Source organism: Cryptosporangium aurantiacum, from assembly GCF_900143005.1.
Lineage (GTDB): Bacteria > Actinomycetota > Actinomycetes > Mycobacteriales > Cryptosporangiaceae > Cryptosporangium > Cryptosporangium aurantiacum.
Genome location: NZ_FRCS01000033.1, coordinates 1 through 19,381, shown reverse-complemented (window position 1 = coordinate 19,381; position 19,381 = coordinate 1). Strand labels below are relative to the sequence as shown.

Annotated in this window: 19 protein-coding genes; 10 read left to right on the top strand and 9 right to left on the bottom strand. The window is 70.7% G+C overall.

Annotated elements, in window-relative coordinates; all coding sequences use genetic code 11:
• Positions 1-134 precede the first annotated feature (134 nt).
• The gene (locus BUB75_RS43060; protein WP_073266520.1) at positions 135-1,784 is read left to right on the top strand and encodes an ABC-F family ATP-binding cassette domain-containing protein; all 1,650 of its coding nucleotides are present in this window, start codon (positions 135-137) and stop codon (positions 1,782-1,784) included.
• A 24-nt stretch (positions 1,785-1,808) separates the two neighbouring features.
• The gene (locus BUB75_RS43055; protein ID WP_073266519.1) at positions 1,809-2,162 is read left to right on the top strand and encodes a gamma-glutamylcyclotransferase family protein; all 354 of its coding nucleotides are present in this window, start codon (positions 1,809-1,811) and stop codon (positions 2,160-2,162) included.
• Here the strand turns inward: BUB75_RS43055 and BUB75_RS43050 are convergent.
• The 5 genes from BUB75_RS43050 to BUB75_RS43030 form a co-directional block, all read right to left on the bottom strand.
• Positions 2,159-2,482, bottom strand: coding sequence for a hypothetical protein (locus tag BUB75_RS43050; RefSeq protein ID WP_073266518.1), 324 nt, complete (start codon positions 2,480-2,482; stop codon positions 2,159-2,161). The two genes, BUB75_RS43055 and BUB75_RS43050, sit on opposite strands and share 4 nt — an antisense overlap.
• 17 nt (positions 2,483-2,499) lie before the next feature.
• The gene (rox, locus tag BUB75_RS43045) at positions 2,500-3,921 is read right to left on the bottom strand and encodes a rifampin monooxygenase (RefSeq protein ID WP_073266517.1); all 1,422 of its coding nucleotides are present in this window, start codon (positions 3,919-3,921) and stop codon (positions 2,500-2,502) included.
• A 185-nt stretch (positions 3,922-4,106) separates the two neighbouring features.
• Positions 4,107-5,609 carry an O-antigen ligase family protein gene (locus BUB75_RS43040; RefSeq protein WP_143175799.1) on the bottom strand — a complete coding sequence of 501 codons (1,503 nt, stop codon included), beginning with the start codon at positions 5,607-5,609 and terminating at the stop codon, positions 4,107-4,109.
• The gene (locus tag BUB75_RS43035) at positions 5,606-6,547 is read right to left on the bottom strand and encodes a glycosyltransferase family 2 protein (RefSeq protein ID WP_073266514.1); all 942 of its coding nucleotides are present in this window, start codon (positions 6,545-6,547) and stop codon (positions 5,606-5,608) included. Before BUB75_RS43035 ends, BUB75_RS43040 begins: the two co-directional genes overlap by 4 nt.
• A gap of 69 nt (positions 6,548-6,616) precedes the next feature.
• Complete coding sequence (locus tag BUB75_RS43030) at positions 6,617-8,419, bottom strand: glycoside hydrolase family 15 protein (RefSeq protein WP_073266513.1); 1,803 nt, start codon at positions 8,417-8,419, stop codon at positions 6,617-6,619.
• A gap of 95 nt (positions 8,420-8,514) precedes the next feature.
• Between BUB75_RS43030 and BUB75_RS43025 the strand changes: the two genes are divergently transcribed.
• Together BUB75_RS43025 and BUB75_RS43020 are read left to right on the top strand one after the other, a co-directional pair.
• On the top strand, positions 8,515-9,255 hold the full coding sequence (locus BUB75_RS43025) for an arsenate reductase/protein-tyrosine-phosphatase family protein (protein ID WP_073266512.1): 741 nt from the start codon (positions 8,515-8,517) through the stop codon (positions 9,253-9,255).
• A 20-nt stretch (positions 9,256-9,275) separates the two neighbouring features.
• Positions 9,276-9,653, top strand: coding sequence for a VOC family protein (locus tag BUB75_RS43020; RefSeq protein WP_073266511.1), 378 nt, complete (start codon positions 9,276-9,278; stop codon positions 9,651-9,653).
• On the opposite strand, the gene BUB75_RS43015 is transcribed toward BUB75_RS43020, so the two are convergent.
• The gene (locus BUB75_RS43015) at positions 9,650-10,066 is read right to left on the bottom strand and encodes a hypothetical protein (RefSeq protein ID WP_073266510.1); all 417 of its coding nucleotides are present in this window, start codon (positions 10,064-10,066) and stop codon (positions 9,650-9,652) included. The genes BUB75_RS43020 and BUB75_RS43015 overlap by 4 nt on opposite strands.
• Entirely contained in the window at positions 10,056-12,179 is a 2,124-nt protein-coding gene (locus BUB75_RS43010) for an acyltransferase family protein (RefSeq protein WP_073266509.1), read from the bottom strand. The genes BUB75_RS43015 and BUB75_RS43010 overlap by 11 nt, the downstream gene beginning before the upstream one ends.
• A gap of 227 nt (positions 12,180-12,406) precedes the next feature.
• Between BUB75_RS43010 and BUB75_RS43005 the strand changes: the two genes are divergently transcribed.
• Both BUB75_RS43005 and BUB75_RS43000 read left to right on the top strand, forming a co-directional pair.
• Positions 12,407-13,666, top strand: a complete 1,260-nt coding sequence (locus tag BUB75_RS43005; protein ID WP_143175798.1) for a glycosyltransferase 87 family protein — start codon at positions 12,407-12,409, stop codon at positions 13,664-13,666.
• Between the two features lie 40 nt (positions 13,667-13,706).
• Positions 13,707-14,558 carry a DUF72 domain-containing protein gene (locus tag BUB75_RS43000; protein ID WP_073266505.1) on the top strand — a complete coding sequence of 284 codons (852 nt, stop codon included), beginning with the start codon at positions 13,707-13,709 and terminating at the stop codon, positions 14,556-14,558.
• Positions 14,559-14,597: 39 nt separating this feature from the next.
• Here BUB75_RS43000 and BUB75_RS42995 read toward each other — a convergent pair whose 3' ends face one another.
• Positions 14,598-14,975: a DUF427 domain-containing protein gene (locus tag BUB75_RS42995; RefSeq protein WP_073266503.1), complete on the bottom strand. Its 378-nt coding sequence runs from the start codon at positions 14,973-14,975 to the stop codon at positions 14,598-14,600.
• A gap of 138 nt (positions 14,976-15,113) precedes the next feature.
• Here BUB75_RS42995 and BUB75_RS42990 point away from each other — a divergent pair, with 138 nt between their 5' ends.
• The 4 genes from BUB75_RS42990 to BUB75_RS42975 all read left to right on the top strand — a co-directional run bounded on the left by BUB75_RS42990 (position 15,114) and on the right by BUB75_RS42975 (position 18,724).
• Positions 15,114-16,436, top strand: a complete 1,323-nt coding sequence (locus tag BUB75_RS42990) for an LLM class flavin-dependent oxidoreductase (protein WP_073266501.1) — start codon at positions 15,114-15,116, stop codon at positions 16,434-16,436.
• Positions 16,437-16,563: 127 nt separating this feature from the next.
• On the top strand, positions 16,564-17,040 hold the full coding sequence (locus BUB75_RS42985) for a VOC family protein (RefSeq protein WP_073266571.1): 477 nt from the start codon (positions 16,564-16,566) through the stop codon (positions 17,038-17,040).
• 94 nt (positions 17,041-17,134) lie between these two features.
• Positions 17,135-17,791: a class I SAM-dependent methyltransferase gene (locus BUB75_RS42980; protein WP_218618124.1), complete on the top strand. Its 657-nt coding sequence runs from the start codon at positions 17,135-17,137 to the stop codon at positions 17,789-17,791.
• Between the two features lie 279 nt (positions 17,792-18,070).
• Complete coding sequence (locus BUB75_RS42975) at positions 18,071-18,724, top strand: SUKH-4 family immunity protein (RefSeq protein ID WP_143175796.1); 654 nt, start codon at positions 18,071-18,073, stop codon at positions 18,722-18,724.
• 193 nt (positions 18,725-18,917) lie between these two features.
• On the opposite strand, the gene BUB75_RS42970 is transcribed toward BUB75_RS42975, so the two are convergent.
• Positions 18,918-19,381 (bottom strand): HNH endonuclease (locus BUB75_RS42970; protein ID WP_143175795.1); only part of this gene is annotated, 464 nt, incomplete at its 5' end.

Below are 19,381 nucleotides of genomic sequence, written 5' to 3'. Positions count from 1 at the left end.
CGTCGATGAGGCTCCGCACCCGCCGCTGACGGCGGCGCAACGAGCGGTCTTTCCCCTTCTGCCCGCCGTCTCGGCGTCCTGCCGGGCGGCTTTCTGCTGCTGCCCGGCTCAACCCTGAGCTGCGGAGCACCTCTGTGTCTGTTCTTCCTCTGCCTGCCCGTTTCGAACTCCCCGCCGGCGAACACGCGCACCTGCGCGCCGAGGGCGTCAGCGTCGTCCGCGGCGCCCGACAGGTCCTCGACCGCGTCTCCGTCACGGTCTCCCCGCGGTCCCGCCTGGCGATCGTCGGGGAGAACGGGCGCGGTAAAACGACGTTGCTGCACGTCCTGGCCGGTCTCGTGGCCGCAGACGCCGGTTCGGTGCACCGGGTCGGCACGGTCGGCCTGGCCGAGCAAGCCCTGCCCGCCGGTGCGGGCCTGACCGTGGGCACGCTCACCGACCAGGCGCTGCTCAGCGTGCGCGCCGCGCTGGACGCGTTCGACCGTGCGACCGCCGGCCTCGCCGAAGGGGCGGACGGCGCGGACGAGCGCTACGCCGCGGCGCTGGAGGCCGCGACCCGGCTGGACGCCTGGGACGCCGACCGCCGCGTCGACGTCGCGTTGGAGGCGTTGAACGCCTGCACGGACCGCTCGCGGGAGCTGAGCACGCTCTCGGTCGGGCAGCGCTACCGGGTGCGCCTGGCGTGCCTGCTCGGCGCGCCGCACGACGTCCTGCTGCTGGACGAGCCGACCAACCACCTGGACGCCGACGGCCTGGCGTTCCTCACCGAGCGGCTCCGTGCGCATCCGGGCGGGCTCGCGCTGGTCAGCCACGACCGGGCGCTGCTGCGCGACGTCGCGACCGCGTTCCTCGACCTGGATCCCAGCGAGGACGGCGCGGCGCACCTGTACGCCGGCGGTTACGACGCCTGGCAGGACGGACGTCGCCGCGACCGCCAGCGGTGGATTCAGGACTTCGAGGCCCAGCAGGCTGAGCACCGCCGTCTCACCACGGCGGTGGCGGAGGCCCGCGACCGGCTCAGCACCGGCTGGCGTCCGGACAAGGGCACCGGTAAGCACCAGCGCCAGTCCCGGGCACCGGGTGTGGTGCAGGCACTGAACCGCGAACGGGACGCGCTGGAGGCGCACCGGATCACGGTTCCGGAGCCGCCGCTGTCGCTACGGTGGCCCGACCTGGCCACGCGCAAGGGCACTGCGGTGGTGCGGGCTGAAGACGTGCGGGTCGCAGATCGTCTGACCCTACCGTTGACGTTGAGCCTTCAGGGCGGGGACCGGCTCCTGATCACCGGCCCGAACGGGGCGGGCAAGTCCACGCTGCTGTCGGTGCTCGCCGGGACCGTGCGGCCCTCCAGCGGCACGGTCCACCGTGCCCCGGCCGCCCGCATCGCGCTGGTGACCCAGGAGGTGCCGCACTGGCCGAACGGCACCACCGCACGGCAGGTCTACGAGCAGCACGTCGGCCGTCTGCTCGCCGAGGGTCGAATCGGGGAGGCAGACCTAGTGCCGCTGAGCGCCACCGGCCTGCTCGACCGCGAGGCTCTGCGGACGCCGGTGGAGCGGATGTCGCAGGGCCAGCAACGGCGCCTGGACCTGGCCGTGCACCTAGCGGGGCGGCCCGACCTGTTGCTCTTTGACGAGCCGACGAACCACCTGTCGGCGACGCTGGTCGACGAGCTCACGGCGGCGCTCCGGACGACGTCCGCCGCGGTTGTTGTTGCCACCCACGACCGTCAGTTGCTGACTGACCTGAGCACCTGGCCGCGCCTGAACATCACGCCGTCCTAACATGGCGGCCGTGGAGCTCTCGGGATGACTGACCGGCTTTTTGTCTACGGGAGTCTGGCTCCGGGCCGGCCCAACCAGCACGTTCTGGCGGACGTCCCCGGCATGTGGGAGCCCGCGACGGTCCGGGGGCATCTCCGGGAGGAGGGTTGGGGAGCCGATCTCGGCTACCCCGGCATCCTCCTGGACGACTCCGGCCCCGACGTGCCGGGGATGCTCTTCTCGTCGCCGGTGCTCAGCGAGCACTGGGACCGTCTCGACGCGTTCGAGGGTGACGGATACCGCCGCGTGCTCGCCGCCACCCGACGCGACGACGGCCGCCCCGTGGCCGCGTACATCTACACCCTGCGTCAGACGTCGCCGGCCGCACCGCCGGACTAGGGCACCGGCAGTTCGACGCGACGTCCGAGGCCGAATTCTTCGGCCCGGTCGTCGGTGACGAACGCGACGGCTCCCGCGGGTACGCCGTCCAAGGCGACGACCCGGGACGCCGCGGCGAGCAGAGCGTCCTCCCCGGCACCGGCGACGAAGAAGACGTAGACGTCGCCGTCCTGCTCGCCGTCGTCGTACACCTCCAGTTCGCCGGACTCCTCCAGCTCCCACAGAAACTCGTCGACCACGTCGATCCAGGGAAAGGCGGGTCCGTCCGGCGGGTCCTCCGGTTCGATCAGCGGCACATGGATCTCGACGAGGAGCGACATGGCGCGCACGCTATCGCTCAGCCGGTGGCGGCGCCGAACCAGCGCTCGAGGGCGACGGAGAGACCCTCGCCGCCGGCCCATGCCACGTGACCGTCCGGCCGCAGCAGCACGGCCGGCACGTCCAGTTCCTCGCTGACGTCGACCACGTGGTCGACCCGGTCGTCCCATCCGGCGACCGAGAGCTGGCCGGTCTGGTCGAGCAGCAGCCCGCGGCCGTCGTGCATCAGCCCGTAGAGGCGCCCCCGCTTCAGCCCGATGTCCCGCAGCCGCCGGCCGAGCAGCGCGTGCCCCGCTCCGAAGTCGTAGTGGTCCTCGATCCCGGTGACCGTTCCGATCAGGTACCGGTTCACCTCTTCGAAGTCCATCAGCCTGGACAGCAGCCGGCGTGCCGCCTGGGGACCCGGCTCGAGTTTCAGCAGCTCTGCCTGCGCCCGGATGCTGTCCAGGACATCGGCGGCCACCGGGCGCCGCTCGGTCTCGAAGCTGTCGAGAAGGGTGTCCGGCGCCCAGCCGGCGACGGTGCCTGCCAGTTTCCAGCCGAGGTTGAACGCGTCCTGGATGCCCAGGTTGAGGCCCCGCCCACCGAGCGGCGGATGGATGTGCGCGGCGTCGCCCGCCAGCAGGACGCGGCCGACCCGGTAGCGGTCGGCCAGCCGTTTCGCGTCGGTGAAGCGGGACGTCCAGCGCGGGGAGTGCACGCCGAAGTCAGTGTCGGCGTATACCCGCAGCTGCTGCTTGAACTCGTCGAGGGTCGGCGGGACCGATCGGTCCTCGGCTACCTGCGCCGCGGGCACGACGACGCGCCACAGCCCCTCTCCGGAGGGCCCCAGCCCGAATCCCTTGTGGGTCTTGCGGATCTCGGTCACGACCGCGGTCACGGTCTCCGCGGGCACGCCGACCTCCATCTCGCCGAGCAGCGTCTCGACCGTGGCGGCGTCGCCGGGAAAGCCGACGCCGAGCAGCTTGCGCACCGTGCTGCGGCCGCCGTCGCACCCGACGAGGTACCGGGAGTGCACCTGCGTGCCGTCGGCCAGCTCGGCGGTCACGCCGTCCTCGTCCTGGCTCAGCCCGACCAGCTCGACTCCACGCCGGATCTCCGCACCGAGTTCGACAGCGCGCTCAGTCAGCAGGCGATCGGTGATCGGCTGCGGGATGCCGAGGATGTAGGAATGCGCGGTGTCCAACCGATCGGGCCACGGCTTGTCGATGCCGGCGAAGTAGCCGCCGTACCGGAATTTCTTACCGTGTTCGAGAAATCGTTCCAGCAGCCCGCGCTGATCCATTACTTCGATACTGCGGACGTGTAGACCGAGCGAGCGGACCTGCTTGGTCGGCTCCGCCTCCTTTTCGACGACGAGCACGGGCACACCGTGCAGCCGCAATTCACTGGCCAGCATCATGCCGGTCGGACCGCCTCCGACAACAATAACGTCGAACATGAATCGCCCTTTTCTGAGAAGGCTCATTCGGAGAAGGCGCTGCGGCGGTGAATTGTGCGGCATGACCGGGGGCTTGCCGCAAGCCCCCGGGTGCGCTATATGTTGAATATGGCGGGGAGAGTCACTCTCCCCGCCATATTTGTGCGACGAACTGCCGGTGGGGCGATCGCCGGCGCCTCGCCGCTTTATCCTCGACGGTCTCCGGCCGGAGGGAGCGCGACCGCTTCCGCATCCTCCACCGGCTGGGCTGCGACTGCCGGCTGGGCTGTGACGGCCGGCTCGGTTGTGACGGCCGGCGGCGTCGGCATGCGGCGCAGCAGGTAGACCTCACCGGCCAGGAGCAGGATCCAGATCACCCCGTTCGTGCCGCCCAGCAGCCAGTCCTCGGTGGCGATCGTGGGCAGCAACGCGAAAACGGCGATCGTGAACCAGGCCGCCCGCCGCCGCAGCGCGTGCGCCACCAGCAGCACGATCCCGACCAGGAACGCCAGCGCACCGAACACACCCGCACGCCGGAACGCGCCGACGGCCGCGTTGTCGGTGTTCAGCTGGCGCCGCGGGCCCTCCGGTGGCGCGCCGTCGTTGAGGCGCGTCACCACCGCACGAGAGGTCGTGGCGTCGCCGAACAGCTTCTCCGCGATCCCCGCGTTCTGCCAGTCGATGCCGACCTGACGCCAGGTGTCGGTCCGTCCGCTGGTCGTCGCGGCCGCCGTGCCGCTCGGCGGGTTGGCGGCGCCGCTGAACCGATTCCGCGTCAGGTAGTCGGCACCCCCGGAGAGCACGACGACGAGCGCCAGCACCAGGAACGGGGCCCCGATCGCCACCCACCGGCGCCGGTAGTCGGGAAGGCCGGGCCAGCGCCGCCAGAGCACCAGCACCGCGTGCACGAGCGCGGCGCCGGCGGCGAGGACGAGCCCGGTCCGGGAGTTGCTCAGCACCAGCAGCATCCCGGCCAGACCGGTGACCGCCAACCGCTGCCACAGGGCGAACGCGCGGTCGGGTGCGATCCGGATCGCCGCGATCACGGCCACGCCCGCCAGCGCGTTCGGTTGGTAGAACAGCCCGTGTCCGCCCCAGAACCGATCCCGCATCGCCGCCGCCGAGGCGCTCCCGTCGGGTACCTCGCGCACGGCGTCGAACACGCTTCCGGAGCCGGCCAGCAGCAGCGCCGCGATCCCGAGCAGCACCGCCGTGGCCACCCCGATGCTGGGGTCACGACTCGTCACCGCGACGACCGCGATCAGCGCGAGCGCGGCCAGCGTGAACACACCCGCGTAGGCGGCCCTCTGCGCACCGACCGTCCAATGTCCCACGAGCAGCGCACCGACGACGCCCAGCGGCCAGTAGGCCAGACCCGTCCAGGCGGCGCCCGCCCGCGGCAGCGCGCGAAGGTTGGCGATCCACGGCCTGCTCCAGATCGCGAACCCGATCCCCGCGATCCCCAGCACCGCCCAGATCAGGATCGGCCGGTCAGTGGAGGTCCAGGTCAGGATCCCGGCCACCACGAACGACCCGCCGATCAGCGCGCCGGCTCGCGTGGTGCCCGGCAGCGTCAGGGCGAGCCACGCCACGCCGACCGCGATCGCCGCGGCAACCGCTGCCTCTCCCGCCTCTCCGAGGTGGTCCGTGCGGAGAAACTCGACGACGGCGGCAGCCACCGCCACCACGAGGACGGCAACGGCCCTCACGCGGCCGCCTGGCGGCGACCGCGCGCACGGTCCCGGACGACCCGTCGTAACCCGGCCGGGACCAACCACACCTGGACGTACGTCACGTAGTCGATGACGCCGGGGCGTCCGTGCCGAACCGCTTCACCGAGCAGGCTGCCGAACACGCGCGGGCTCTTGCTGGTCGCGGCCATCGACGCGACGACGCTCATCGCGAGCGCCGCATACGCGCGCGGCGTGACCCGAGGCCGGGTCTCCTTCAGCCACTCGATCGACTCGCGCCACGGAGCGTCCGAACTCACCCGCTGACGGTTCTCGTCCGCGTGCCAGATCACCAGCGGCTCGTCGGCGTACTCCAGCCCGACATCGGAGTGCTCCAGGCACCGTAAGCACCAGTCGAGTTCCTGCGCCCGCCGCACGCCCACGGTGAACGGCACCCGGACCAGTAACTCGGTCGGCGCCAGGATCGTCGAGGTCTGGATGAACCCCTCGCCGTGGAACAGCCCGCGCCGGACCGTGAGGTACTCGCTCAGCTGTTCGTCGGCCTCCGGCAGGCGACGCGGGAGCACGGTGTCGGCCCGCGGCGTGCGCATGAACAGCCTGCTGGCCACTACCGGTGACGCGTACGGCGACTGCTCGGCGAGCGCGAGCTGGGTCGCGAGCTTCTCGGGGAGCCACTCGTCGTCGTCATCTAAAAACGCGGTCCAGCGGGCCGTCGCGTGCGCGACCCCGACGTTGCGCGCCGCAGGCGCGCCGCCCGACTCCGCCAGCTCCACCACCCGCAGCCGCGGATCCGCGTTCGTCGCCAGAGCCTCCCGGGTCGACGGGTCCGGACCGTCGATGACGACGATGACCTCGATCTCGTGCAGTGTCTGCGCCAGCGCAGTGCGGACCGCTCGCAGCACGAGCTCCGGCCGCCTGCGGGTGGGTATGACGACACTGACCTGGGGCTCCCTCACGACCGAGACCTTCGGGCGTCAAGGGGGCGTCGTCACCACGTTCTCATGGGCATCAGGTGAACAACAGTTTTACCGCGAGTGCTCCTCGTGCCGCGCTTCGGACGGCCCGCGAGCGGTGGACAGGTTTCGAGCGGTGTCGATCAGCGGCACGTGGCTGAACGCCTGCGGGAAGTTACCGACCAGGCGCCCGGCCTTCGGGTCGTACTCCTCGGAGAGCAGCCCGACGTCGTTGCGCAGCGCGAGCAGGCGTTCGAACAGCTCCCGCGCCTCGTCCGGGCGGCCGGCCAGCGCGTAGTTGTCGGCCAGCCAGAACGAGCAGGCCAGGAACGCGCCTTCGCCACCGGGCAGCCCGTCCACCCCCGGCTCCGGGGGCTGGGAGTACCGCTGGACAAAACCGTCGACGAGCAGTTCCTTCTCGATCGCGGCCACCGTGCCGCGCACCCGCGGATCGTCAGCGGGCAGGAACCCGACCAGCGGCACCATCAGCAGCGCCGCGTCGAGTTCGACCGATCCGTAGGACTGGGTGAACGTCTTGCGCTTCTCGTCGTACCCGTGCGTCAGGATGTCCGAGCGGATGTCGTCCCGCAGCGCGCGCCACCGCTCCACGGGGCCGGGCAGGCCGAACTCCTCGACGCCCTTGACCGCGCGGTCGGCCGCGACCCACGCCATCAGCTTCGAGTGCGTGAACTGCAGCGAGCCTCCCCGCACCTCCCAGATCCCTTCGTCCGGATCCCGCCAGTGGTCCTCGACGAACGCCATCAGCTGGGCCTGCAGGCCCCAGGCCGGATCGTGCACCTTCAACGCCGAGCGACGCCCCTGGTGCAGCGCATCCATCACTTCGCCGTAGACGTCGAGCTGGAACTGTTCGGCGGCGGCGTTGCCGATCCGCACCGGGAGCCCGTCGTAGCCGGGAAGCCAGTCCGCGACGTACTCGGTCAGCCGGCGCTCACCCGCGACGCCGTACATGATCTGCATCTCCGCGGGATCACCGGCGATCGCCCGCAGCAGCCACTTCCGCCACGCCTGCGCCTCGGCCTGGAATCCGGAGTAGAGCAGCGACTGCAGCGTGATCGTCGCGTCCCGCAGCCAGCAGAACCGGTAGTCCCAGTTCCGGACCCCGCCGAGCGCTTCCGGCAGGGAGGTCGTCGCTGCCGCGACGATCCCGCCGGTCGGCGCGTAGGTCAGCGCCTTCAACGTCAACAACGATCGGACGACGGCCTCCCGCCACTCGCCCTCGTAGGTGCACGCCGACATCCAGCCCTGCCAATAGCCCTCGGTCGCGCCGAGTTCCACGATCGGGTCGAGCGGCTCGGGCGGCGGCAGATGCGAGGCGCGCCAGGTCAGCACGAACGGTGCGCGGTCACCGGGCCCGACCGAGAAGTCGGCGTGGGTGGCGAGGTCCTCGCCGTACGTCTCGATCGGCGTGCGGAGCCAGACCGCGTCCGGTCCGGCGACCGCGACCAGGTCCCCCTCCTCCCGGTACACCCAGGGAACGACCCGGCCGTAGTCGAAGCGCAGCCGAAGGTGCATCTGCATCGGTACGCGTCCGCGTACGCCTTCCACGATGCGGACGACGTCCGGCGCCTCACCGCGGGGCGGCATGAAATCGATGACGCGCACCGTGCCGTCGTCGGTGTCGAACTCGGTCTCCAGCACCAGCGTGTCGCCGCGGTAGCGCCGCCGCACCGCCCGCACCTCACCGGCCGGGGCGATCAGCCAGCGCCCGTGCTGTTCGGTGCCGTGCAGCGCGGCGAAGATCGCGCCGGAGTCGAAGCGGGGGACGCACAGCCAGTCGATCGACCCGTCGTTGCCGACCAGCGCGGCGGTGTGGGTGTCCCCGATGACGGCGTAGTTCTCGATCGGCAGCGGCATGTCGGTCTCCCCGTCTTTCCTGGTCGGACAACGGGAGAGTGCCCACCTGGCGCCAGCCGCGAACCTATCAAACGAGTTTGATGTATTCTCGGGGCATGGTCTCGCCACCGAGCCGAGCCGTCCCGGCGTTCGTCCGCCTCGCCGGGCATGAGCTGCGCTGGCAGCTGCTGACCGAGCTGGCCCGCAGCGACCTGCGGGTGCGCGAGCTCGTCGCGCTGGTCGGCCAGCCACAGAACCTGGTCTCCTACCACCTGCGGCTGTTGCGCGAGGGGGGCCTGGTCACCGCGGTGCGCAGCAGCTTCGACGGCCGCGACAGCTACTACCACCTCGACCTCTCGCGCTGCGCGGACGGACTGAGCAGCGCCGGTGCGTCGCTGCACCCGGCGCTGGGGCTGACGCCGCCGTCGGGGGACCGGCGCTCCTCGGTGCTGTTCGTGTGCACGGGGAACAGCGCGCGCTCACCGATCGCGGAGGCGCTGCTCGGCGTCCACGCGGCCGGCCGGGCGGTGGTCACCAGCGCCGGGAGCGCGCCGCGTCCGGCGCTGCACCCCGCCGCGGTGCGGGTGCTGCGGGACCGCTACGGCGTCGACGTCGCCGAGCAACGTCCGCGGCACCTGGACACGCTGGCCGGCCAACGCTTCGACTACGTCGTCACCCTGTGCGACCGGGTCCGGGAAATCTGCCCGGAGTTCGGCGGGGAGTCACGCCGGGTGCACTGGAGCGTCGCCGATCCGTCCGGCGGCGACGACGCGGTGTTCGCCCGGACCGCGGCCGACATCGATACCCGGGTGAGGTACCTGCTTCCCGTCCTCGCCCGTCCCGTCCCTACTGGATAGGCCTGAAGGAGGGCTGTGTCATGACCCAGTACGCCAGCGTTCGGTACGTCGTGGACGACGTCCCGGCGGCCGTCGAGTTCTACACCCGGCACCTCGGGTTCACGCTGCACACCAGCCCCGCGCCCGCCGCGTTCGCCGACGTCGTCCGCGGCCCGCTGCGGTTGTTGCTGTCCGGACCGGCCAGTTCCGGCGCGCGGGCCACCCCGCCCGAGGCCGCGGAGCCCGGCCGGAACCGGATCCACCTGATCGTCGACGATCTGGACGCCGAGATCGACCGGCTGAAGGGGGCCGGTGTGCCGTTCCGCAGCGAACCGGTGTCCGGGCCGGGCGGCCGCCAGATCCTGGTCGGCGACCCGGCGGGCAACCTCGTCGAGCTGTTCCAGCCCGCGAGCCGTTAGCAGGTGCTCTCGTCCTCGTCGTGGGTCTGGCACCGGGAACGCCGGTAGGCGTGGGCGGCCGAGACGGTGTCGAAAACCGCCTCGACGACCACGCGGCAGCGGTGCGTGGGTGACCGCCGCAGGCAGTGGCGTTTGTGGGTCTGGGCCACCCTGGCGCGCTGCAGTTCGGTGGCGACGCTGCGGTCCCAGACCACCCACTGACCGTCGGACGCCTTCCACTCGACCCGCTGCACCACGGCCCGCTCCGACTGCGCGGGCTGGTCGGCCGGGCGCTCGGGCGCCACGCCGTCGCGGCTGACGACCAGCCACAGCAGCGTCATCGAGGCCGCGAGAACGACGAGTTCCCTGGCCTTGAGCTCGTACCACGAGGTGGTCGGCGGGGCGGGCCGGTCGCGCTGCTCGTCAGTCGGCACGATGTCTGCCTCCGTGGCGTCCGGATGTTCCGGGATCCGGCTCCGGCCGTTGCGGCGGGGGCCCTGGCCGTTCCCGGGGCGGGACGAATCCGCCGTGCGCGTCGCCACCGTACGAAGCCGCACCACCGTTGGGGGCCCGGCCGCCGTACTGGGGTTCACCACCGTACGGGGGCTCCCCGTAGGGGGCTTCACCGAACGAGGGGTCACGGTACGAGGGCTCCCCGATCGAGGGCTCCCCGATCGAGGGCTCACCGTACGTGCGCTCACCACCGTACGAAGGGCCACCGCCGTGGGGAGGCTCACCGCCGTACGTGGGTCTGGCGGCGTAGGGAGGCTCACCGCCGTACGTGGAGCGCCCGCCGTGCGAGGGCTGACCGTCGCGCGAGGGCTGACCGCCGCGCGGGGGCTGGCCATCGTACGAAGGCCGGCCGTCGTACGGGGCCTGACCGTCGGACGACCCACCGTAGAGGCGCTGCCCGTCGTGGGGCGCTTGCCCGCCGCGGGGCGGCTGGGCGCCGCGCATCGGGTCGGCGCCGCGAGGCGGTAGTGGACCGCGACGGCCGTCCGGGTGGCGCGCGGGCGCAGCCGCCCCGCCCGTCGCCGGGACGTGCCCGCGGTACCCCGGCGCCGCCGCGTCGGGGTACCCGGGGCCTCCCGCGCCGGGATGCCCCGGTACCGGTACCCCCACGCCCTGGTGCACCGGCGGACCCTGCGCGGGGTAGCCCCGGTCCCGCTCGCCGTACTGGCCGGGTGCGCGTGCTCCGGCCCGAGCGTGCCCCGGTTGCTCGGCCCCGTAGACGCCCGGCGACTCAGCCCCGTACACGCCCGGCGTCTCTGCGCCGTACACGGCCGCTGGCTCAGCCCCATACCGGCCAGGCGGTTCAGCCCCGTATCGGCCTGGCGGCTCGGCGGCGCTGAATACCGGCGGACCGGCCGGTTCCCCGTCGGGCGGCCCGGTCGCCTCGGCGTCGCGGGCCGCGCGTTGCGCAGCCGCGGACGGCCCCACCGGGAACAGCCGTGGACGCCGCCGGGCGGCCAGATCCTCCACCCATCCGAACAGGACGACCGCGCCCACGATCAGGATCCAGGTCGAACCGAAGATCCAGGCCGGGTGGTACGTGATGCCGGACTCCCAGACCCCGCCGACTTCCTCCAGCTTCTCGCTGAGCACGTACGACACGTCGATCAGCACGTTGTGCCAGAGGTAGATCGTCACCGCCCGCGCGTTGACCAACGCCACGAACCGCCCGAGGACCGGCGTCCGGCCGATCCAGCTCGCGTCCGGGGCGAACCGCAGCAGCGGGACGATCACCGCGAGCGACCAGAGCGCCTGCGCGACCGGGATCCCGTTGAGGTCGTAGGAGTTGCCGTCGTCGGTCTCCAGCGGGTGCGACAGCGCCCAGACGATGCCACCTGCAGCCGCGCCCACGACGAACGTCGCCAGCGCCGGGATCGGCACCTTGGCGAGGCCTCCGGTGCGGTGCGCGAATCCCAGCATCCAGCACGGCGCGAAGATCCCCAGGTCGGACAGGAGCGCCCAGACCATGCCGTCGTCCGCGTTCGGGACGACGTCGAGCGCCTGCATGAACAGAATGCTGAGCGGGAGCAGGAGCGTCGGGATCGGCCACCGGCGGAACGCCCGGAGCAGCAGCGGGCTGAGCGCCACCAGCCAGAGGTAGGTCCGCAGGTACCAGAGCACGACCGTGACGTTCTCGCCCCACTCGTTGCCGGGCGGGTCGAAGATCGGCACCAGCCAGAACACCAGGTGCCAGAGGGGGATCGGGTCACCGGTGTCCGAATCGGACCAGGTGCTCAGCGCCCCGCCCTGCCAGATCATCACCGGGATCATCACGGCACCGAACAGCCAGAGTGCGGGCAGTAATCGGCGCACCCGGTTCCGGATCACGGTCGCGGCCGGCTGCCGGTCCAGCGACTTCACCATCAGCCCGCCGGCGAGCGCGAACATGACGCCCATCGCGGGGAAAGCCCAGCTCAGCCACGCCCCGCCGAACGAGTGGTACACGACCACTCGCACGATCGCCGCGGTTCTCAGCGCGTCCAGGTACAGCTCGCGAGGGCGTACGGACGCGCGAGTACCGACGGCAGCGGTCATCGGATGGGGACTCCAAGCGATCGGTGACGCCTGCCGACCAGGCGGACGCAGGTGGTTCCTGAGAGAACTCTCAGACTAGTAGGGCGACTCCATCCGGTTCATCCGCACCCGCCGAATTGATTCACCCTTAACCTCCGGTCCAGAGGTTGGCACCGGCAAGTACTCGGCGGGTGACGCGGCGTTTACGATCGTCACTCACGCCCACCGGTCGACGGAGTTCTCCTCGCATGACACTTCAACGCCTGCGTTCGGTGCCCCCCGCGGAGTGGGCGGTGCTCGCCGCGCTGGTGGTCCTCGCGGTAGCGGCCCGATTCGTCGGGCGGAACTACGTCACCGCCGACATGCAGGTCTTCTTCGACTGGTACGCCCACTTACAAGAACACGGCTGGGACTCGGCGGTCGGCAACTACAACGCGCCGTTCCTCTACCTGCTCATGCTGGCCGGTTGGCTGCCCGGTGAGCTGCTGTTCAACCTCAAGGCGATCTTCGTCGTGTTCGACGTGGTGCTCGCCTGGTTCGTCTACCGGATCGTGGCGCTCAAGTACACCGGCTGGCGGATCCCGGCGGCGGCCGCGCTGATCACGGTGTTCCTGCCGACCGTGGTCGTGAACGCGTCGATGTACGGCCAGTGCGACTCGATCTGGGCCTCGTTCTGCGTCGGCGCGCTCTACTTCTTCTTGCGTGACCGGCCGTGGCTCGCGGTCTCGTTCTGCGCGCTGGCCTACGCGTTCAAGCCGCTGGGCATCTTCATCTTCCCGGTGCTGGCGCTGCTGCTGCTGGGCGGCCTGGTGCGCTGGCGGACGTTGCTCATCGCGCCGGTCGTCTACGTGGCGGTCGACGTCCCGATCATGCTGATCGGGCGGGACCCGATCGAGGTGCTGACGCTCTACTTCCACCAGCTCGACGACCCGAAGCGCCTGGTCCGCGGCGGACCCACGATCTACCAGTTCTTCGACGTGCGGGTCGGCGCCGTGGAGATGGCCGCGATCGGGACGCTGCTCGCCGCCGCGGCGGTGCTCGGCATCTGCTGGGTGCTCACCGCGACGCGCACCGAACTGGACCGGACGCGGATCGTCACCGCGGCTGCCTGTTTCGGGATCCTGGTGCCGTTCCTCCAGCCCCGGATGCACGAGCGTTACTTCTACCTCGCCGACGTGCTGACGCTGATCCTCGCGTTCTACGTGCCGCGCCGCTGGTACCTGCCGCTTCTCGTCCAAGTGGCGTCGTTCTTGTCGTATTTGCCGTTCATGCTGCGGGGTGGGCCGCCGGGGACGTACGTCGACCGGAAGGTGCTGTCCGCGCTGATGCTCGTCGCGCTGGTGATCGCCGGCTACGAGCTGCTGCGCGACGTCCGCGGCAGCCGCCTGACCGACGACCCGGTCACCGACGACGAGCCCGGCACCGAATCCGGTGCTCCGGAGCCGCGGCGCGGCGACGAGGAACCCGAGCCCGGCCGCGCGACGCCGTCGGCGCTCCTGGCGACCTAGGCTGGAGCGGTCGATCGTCGAGAGGGAGTAGGTCGGGGACGTGCGTCTTGCCGTGGGCTGCGCGATGTGGACGCACAAGGCCTGGCAGGGACGGTTCCTGCCGCATCCGCTGCCGGCCGGGGAGCGTCTGCGGGCCTACGCGGGGTGGTGCGACGCGGTCGAGGGCAACACGACGTTCTACGCGACGCCGACCCGTGAGACGGTGGCCACCTGGGCCGCGCAGACCGGCCCCGACTTCCGGTTCGTCGTGAAGTTCCCGAAGGCCGTGACGCACGAGCGTCGTTTCACCGGCGTCGAGCAGGAGGTTCGGGCGTTCCTCGACGCGGTCGAGCCGCTCGGCCCGCGCGCCGACGCGCTGTGGGTGCAGTTGCCGGGGTCGTTCGGCCCCGCCGACGTGCCGCTGCTCGCGAACTTCCTCCGGCGGCTGCCCGGATCCTTCCGGTACGCGGTCGAGGTGCGGCACCCGGCGTTTTTCGACGACGCCCGTGCGACCGCGGAGCTGGAGGACGTGCTGACGCGCGCCGGCGCCGAATGGGTGCCGTTCGACACCACGGCGTTCTTCCGGTCCGCACCGACGAGCGACGCCGAGCGCGACGCGTGGACGAAGAAGCCGCGGGTGGCCCGGCGCGCGGTCGCGCTCACCGACCGGCCGATCGTCCGGTACCTCGGACGCGACGAGGTCGCGCGGACCGTCGAGGGCTGGCAGCCGTGGGTCGAGACCGTCGTCGAGTGGCTCCGCGAGGGCCGCTCGCCGACGGTCTTCGTCCACACGCCCGACAACGCGGACGCCCCGGCGCTCGCCCGCCGCTTCCACGACGAGGTCCGGGCTCGCGTGCCTGCGCTGGACCCGCTCCCGGACCCCGCCCCGGTCGAACCGCTGACCCTGTTCTAGGGGGCCCTGTTCTAGGGGCCCTGTTCTAGGGGCCGGCTTCTAGGCGTCGACCGAGATCGAGTCGACCCGGTCGGGATAGAACGCGACGTGGTCCTTGATCTCGGCGACCGGCTGGTGCGGCGCGCGGTACTCCCAGATCGCGTCGACGGCCTTGTCACCGCCGGCCGGGATCGAGTAGTACGACGCGTCGCCCTTGTACGGGCAGTAGCTCTCGGTCGCGCTGCGCTCGAGCAGGGACTGGTCGACGTCGGCCAGCGGGACGTAGAGCACCGGCGGGTAGGACGCCTCCTGCAGCGCCAGCGCGTTCCGGCTGTCCGCGACGACCTTTCCGGCCACCGTGACGACGACCCGGTCGGTGCTCGGGGTGACCGTGATCGGGTGATCGGGGCCGGGCTTGAGTACCAGTCTCTCGGCCATGCCACTTTCTCCTTCTCGTCGTACGGAACCTCTAATTTCGTACAAGGCCAGCCGACGACAGATATTCCGCCCGGCAAGGGCTATCTTTCCGAGTGAAGAACTGGGAATACCAGACGATCGGGGAGTGTCGGGTACGTCATGAGCGAGCCGTCGATGATCCTTGGCGCGATGATCTTCTATCCGGGCGGCGAGCACCTCGCCAGCTGGCGGTTACCCGGCGCGCAGCCCGAGCGGTACCTCGACGTCGGCTACTACCGGGACTTCGCCCGGACCGCCGAGCGCGGCGGCTTCGCGACGCTGTTCATCGCCGACGAGCTGTACGTCTGGGACCGGTTTGCCTCCGGCATCGACCACGTCGTCAACATCCGCACCGAGCCGTTCACGCTCCTCGGCGCGTTGTCCCAGGTCTCCGAGCAGATCGGCCTCGCGGCCACGGTCTCGACCACGTACAACGAGCCCTACCACGTCGCCCGCAAGCTCGCGTCGCTGGACTTCCTGAGCAGCGGTCGCGCGGGCTGGAACGTCGTCACCAGCGCGAGCGACGAGGAAGCCTGGAACTTCGGCCGGGACGCGAACCTCGACCACGCGGTCCGGTACCGGCGGGCGGCGGAGTTCATCGACGTCGTCAACGGGCTGTGGGACAGCTGGGACGACGACGCGTTCCGCTACGACAAAGAGTCGGGCTACTTCGCCGACGCCAGCAAGCTGCACCGCCTCGACCACCGCGGCGAGTTCTTCACCGTCCGCGGTCCGCTGAACATCGCCCGCCCACCGCAGGGGCGTCCGGTGTTGTTCCAGGCCGGGGCGTCCGAGGCGGGTCGGGCGTTGGCGGGAGCGACCGCGGAGGCGGTCTTCACGCTCGACGGCGGCGGGATCCGCGGCGCGCAGGCGCTCTACGACGACTACAAACGCCGGGCCGCGGCCAACGGCCGCAACCCCGATCACCTCAAGGTCCTGCCCGCGCTCTCCCCGATCGTCGGTGAGACGCAACGCGAGGCGGACGAGTACCTCGATCTCATCGAGTCGCTGACCCCGGACCGGTTGTCGCTGGACTGGCTCTCGCACTACCTGCACTTCGACGTGAGCAGCCATCCGATGGACGAGAAGTTCCAGCCGGACCTCTCGGTGCCGACCAACCAGGTCAAGTCGGTGTACGAGCAGATCCGGCGGGTCGTGGGGGAGGGCACGTTCACGCTGCGCGAGGTCAACCGGGCGATGCTGCGGCGGCGGTTCCTCGCGGGCACCCCGGACCGGATCGCCGACTGGATGACCGAGCGGTTCACCGGCGGTGCCGCCGACGGGTTCATGCTCGCGTTCTCGTCGATCCCGGTCGGCGTCGAGCAGTTCGTCGAGCTGGTCGTACCGGAGCTGCGGAAACGTGGCGTCTACACCGGTGAGTACCGGGGCGCCACCCACCGCGAGAACCTCGGCCTCCCGGAGCCCTCCAGCCGCTACGCCTGACCCGACGTGGGGTCCAGCGCCCCGGGCAATCCAGCCGGATCTATGACCGCATAGCCTGGTGCGTCGTGGGCGGGCACCGAGCATCCGGCCCCGGAACCTCGGTCACGAGATCCGAATGGAGATCGTCATGGATGACACCGGCCAGCCGAACGCCCACCCGAGGCGCGGGACGATCCAGCGGTTGGACAACATCGCGATCGTCGTCGACGACCTCGCGGCCGCGAAAGCCTTCTTCGTCGAACTCGGGCTGGAGCTGGAAGGCGAGGCGACGGTCGAGGGCGCCGCGGTAGATCGCCTGGTCGGTCTCGAGGGAGTCCGATCGGACATCGCGATGATGCGCACCCCGGACGGCCACGGGCGGCTCGAGCTGACCAAGTACCACTCGCCGACGAGCCGAGTCGCTGACCCGCTCGCTCCGGCGAACACGCTGGGCAACCATCGCGTCATGTTCGCCGTCAAAGACATCGACGACATCGTCGATCGCTTGCGGCCACACGGCGCCGAACTCCTCGGCGAGCTGGTGCAGTACGAGAACAGCTACCGGCTCTGCTACCTCCGCGGCCCCGCAGGCATCCTCGTCGCGCTGGCCGAGGAGACCAAGTGACCGGTCGCTGAAGGGCCAACGGCCCGATGGCCGACGGGGGTGGGTGAGAATCGACGATCGACTGGGACGAGTCCGGGAGGCGCGTGGCCGGCTCGTGCGTGAGGGTCCGGCGTGGACGCGGGGCCCGGAACGAGATTTTGAGATCGTCACGCTGCCTGAGCGAGACTGTGACCTGCTCCGCGACCTTCTGATCGCCGACCGGGCACAGACGGTCGTTGAGGTTGGGCTCGCCTACGGCAGTTCCGCTCTCGCGATTGCCGAAGCCCTCCTGGTCGTCGCGTCCCCGCAGCCCCGGCACATCGTCATCGATCCGTTCCAACAACAGGCGTTCTCCGACGTCGGATGGAACCTGCTGCGCTCGGCCGGAGCAGACTCGATCACCAGCCTGCTGACGGTCCCTTCCTCGGTCGCCCTGCCGCAACTACTCACCGACGGCGTTCTGGCCGACGCCGCGTTCGTCGACGGCAGTCACCGATTCCACGAGGTGGTCGTCGACCTCTACTTCCTCCGGAAGATCGTCCGGCCGGGTGGCCTGATCGTTCTGGACGATGATTGGACGCCGTCGGTGCGGGCCGCGGTGCGCTACTACGAGCGGAATCTCGGCTGGGCGGAGGTCCCCGGCGCCTTCGACAGCGGCACCCACCGGTTCATCGGTGACGACCCGGCTGGTGAGACCGTGCCCCGCTGCCGGGCCATGAGACTGCCCGATCCGTCGTTCGAGCCGCCCTTCGAACAGTTTCAGCCGTTCTAACGAGCAGCCGACGACGCGCTTCGGGTCGACGTTTCATTCACGCTTCGGGTCGGATTTAGGGAGCCTGGCTGGCCGACGACGCCAGCGGTGCATCTGATCGGCGCTGCCGCAGCGCGGAGCAGGGCCGCCGCAGCTACCGAGTGAGGTCCGATCGGGATCACGTTCAGCGGGTGGGCATACTCCAGCGCGGTGCCGTCGCTGCCGGTCGGGCGGTGACGCCGGAACGGTCCACGGCGGTCGTCGCTCCCGGAGGCGAGAGTGCGAAGGCTCTACGACGAGATGCTGGCCCTCCTCGGCGCGCCGCTGTCTTCGGTGATCGTGCCGCAGGCGCAGGTTCAGTTCGATGCGGTCGTCGAGCACTGGCACCTGCCCGAACCGGACCGTTCGGCGCTGCGGCAGTGGGGACTGCCCGACGGGCCACTACTGCGCCCCACGCTCCAACCCGCCTCGCGTCCTACGCTGAAACCCACTGTTGCCGGTGAGCCAGAACGCCGGCTGATCTCGGCAGACGCACAGCTGTACTTGTTGGGCGTCTACGGCGCCGACTTCAATCCGGACCTCACGATTCGAGTCGGGGCGATCGCCGGCACCGGACGGGTCATGGGGATCCGCGCGCGCCCGTTGACCACCGATGACGTCCACGAACAGCTGCGCCCTCACCATCCGGATCTCTACCGCCCGGCGGTCTGCTATTTCAACGCGTCGGTGGCGGCGTTCGTAGAGGTCGCCTGGCGCTGGTACGCGGCCGTCGAACTGCTCAGGGCGAATCCCGCACCCGATTACACGGAGCCGTTCGAGGCCCACGAACAGCACCACGCCGAAGTGGAACGATCGTGCGCGACGTTCCTCGCCAGAATGACGTCGCTCGACCCCACGCTGGACGATCGCGATCTCGACTCCGTGTGGGTGGAGGCCATCCTCGACGACCTCTGAATACGCGCAGCGGGCACGCCGACTTGCCCAGCGTGGCTCGGCCGGTTCGAGGGGCCCCAGTGTGGCTCGGCCGGTTCGAGGGGCCCCAGTGTGGGTCGGCGAGGGCTCGGCGCGCCGGAGGCTCGTGGGCATGCCGGCGTCCCGGCATGCCTGCGTGCCGGGTGGCGCCCGGCTGTTTTGGCTGTTGGGGTTGCTAGTCGGGTGGGTCGAGGATGGTGCCGTCGGGTCGGCGGATGGTGAGTTCTTGTCCGTCGAGTTGGAGGGTCCAGCCTTCGTCGTGGACGCGGTGGTGATGGAAACCGCATAGGAGGATGAGGTTGTTCATGTCGGTTGGTCCGCCGTGGGTCCAGGGGATGATGTGGTGGGCTTGGGTCCAGTGGGGTGGGCGGGTGCAGTAGTGGAATCGGCAGCCCTGGTCCCTTACGACCAGGCCGCGGCGCATGGTGGGTGGGACGAGGCGGGTGCGGCGTCCGACGGCGATGGGGACGTCGTCGGGTCCGAGGATGATGCGGTTGATCGCGGCGTCGCAGGCGATGCGGTCGATGGCTTCGAGGGGGAGGGTGTCGCCGAGGTCGGTGCGTCCGCCGTCGCCGGGTCCGGGGACCCAGCGGCTACCGGGAACCCAGACCCGGGGACCACGGCCGGAGCCGCTGCCGG

What these genes read in the sequence shown, in the direction of transcription:
- BUB75_RS43025 (WP_073266512.1), top strand. Translation starts at nt 8,515, where the DNA reads ATGGTCTCGCCACCGAGCCGAGCCGTCCCGGCGTTCGTCCGCCTCGCC.
- BUB75_RS42995 (WP_073266503.1), bottom strand. Translation starts at nt 14,975, where the DNA reads ATGGCCGAGAGACTGGTACTCAAGCCCGGCCCCGATCACCCGATCACG.
- BUB75_RS42985 (WP_073266571.1), top strand. Translation starts at nt 16,564, where the DNA reads ATGGATGACACCGGCCAGCCGAACGCCCACCCGAGGCGCGGGACGATC.
- BUB75_RS43055 (WP_073266519.1), top strand. Translation starts at nt 1,809, where the DNA reads ATGACTGACCGGCTTTTTGTCTACGGGAGTCTGGCTCCGGGCCGGCCC.
- BUB75_RS43020 (WP_073266511.1), top strand. Translation starts at nt 9,276, where the DNA reads ATGACCCAGTACGCCAGCGTTCGGTACGTCGTGGACGACGTCCCGGCG.
- rox (WP_073266517.1), bottom strand. Translation starts at nt 3,921, where the DNA reads ATGTTCGACGTTATTGTTGTCGGAGGCGGTCCGACCGGCATGATGCTG.
- BUB75_RS42975 (WP_143175796.1), top strand. Translation starts at nt 18,071, where the DNA reads ATGCTGGCCCTCCTCGGCGCGCCGCTGTCTTCGGTGATCGTGCCGCAG.
- BUB75_RS43010 (WP_073266509.1), bottom strand. Translation starts at nt 12,179, where the DNA reads ATGACCGCTGCCGTCGGTACTCGCGCGTCCGTACGCCCTCGCGAGCTG.
- BUB75_RS43050 (WP_073266518.1), bottom strand. Translation starts at nt 2,482, where the DNA reads ATGTCGCTCCTCGTCGAGATCCATGTGCCGCTGATCGAACCGGAGGAC.
- BUB75_RS43005 (WP_143175798.1), top strand. Translation starts at nt 12,407, where the DNA reads ATGACACTTCAACGCCTGCGTTCGGTGCCCCCCGCGGAGTGGGCGGTG.
- BUB75_RS42990 (WP_073266501.1), top strand. Translation starts at nt 15,114, where the DNA reads ATGAGCGAGCCGTCGATGATCCTTGGCGCGATGATCTTCTATCCGGGC.
- BUB75_RS43030 (WP_073266513.1), bottom strand. Translation starts at nt 8,419, where the DNA reads ATGCCGCTGCCGATCGAGAACTACGCCGTCATCGGGGACACCCACACC.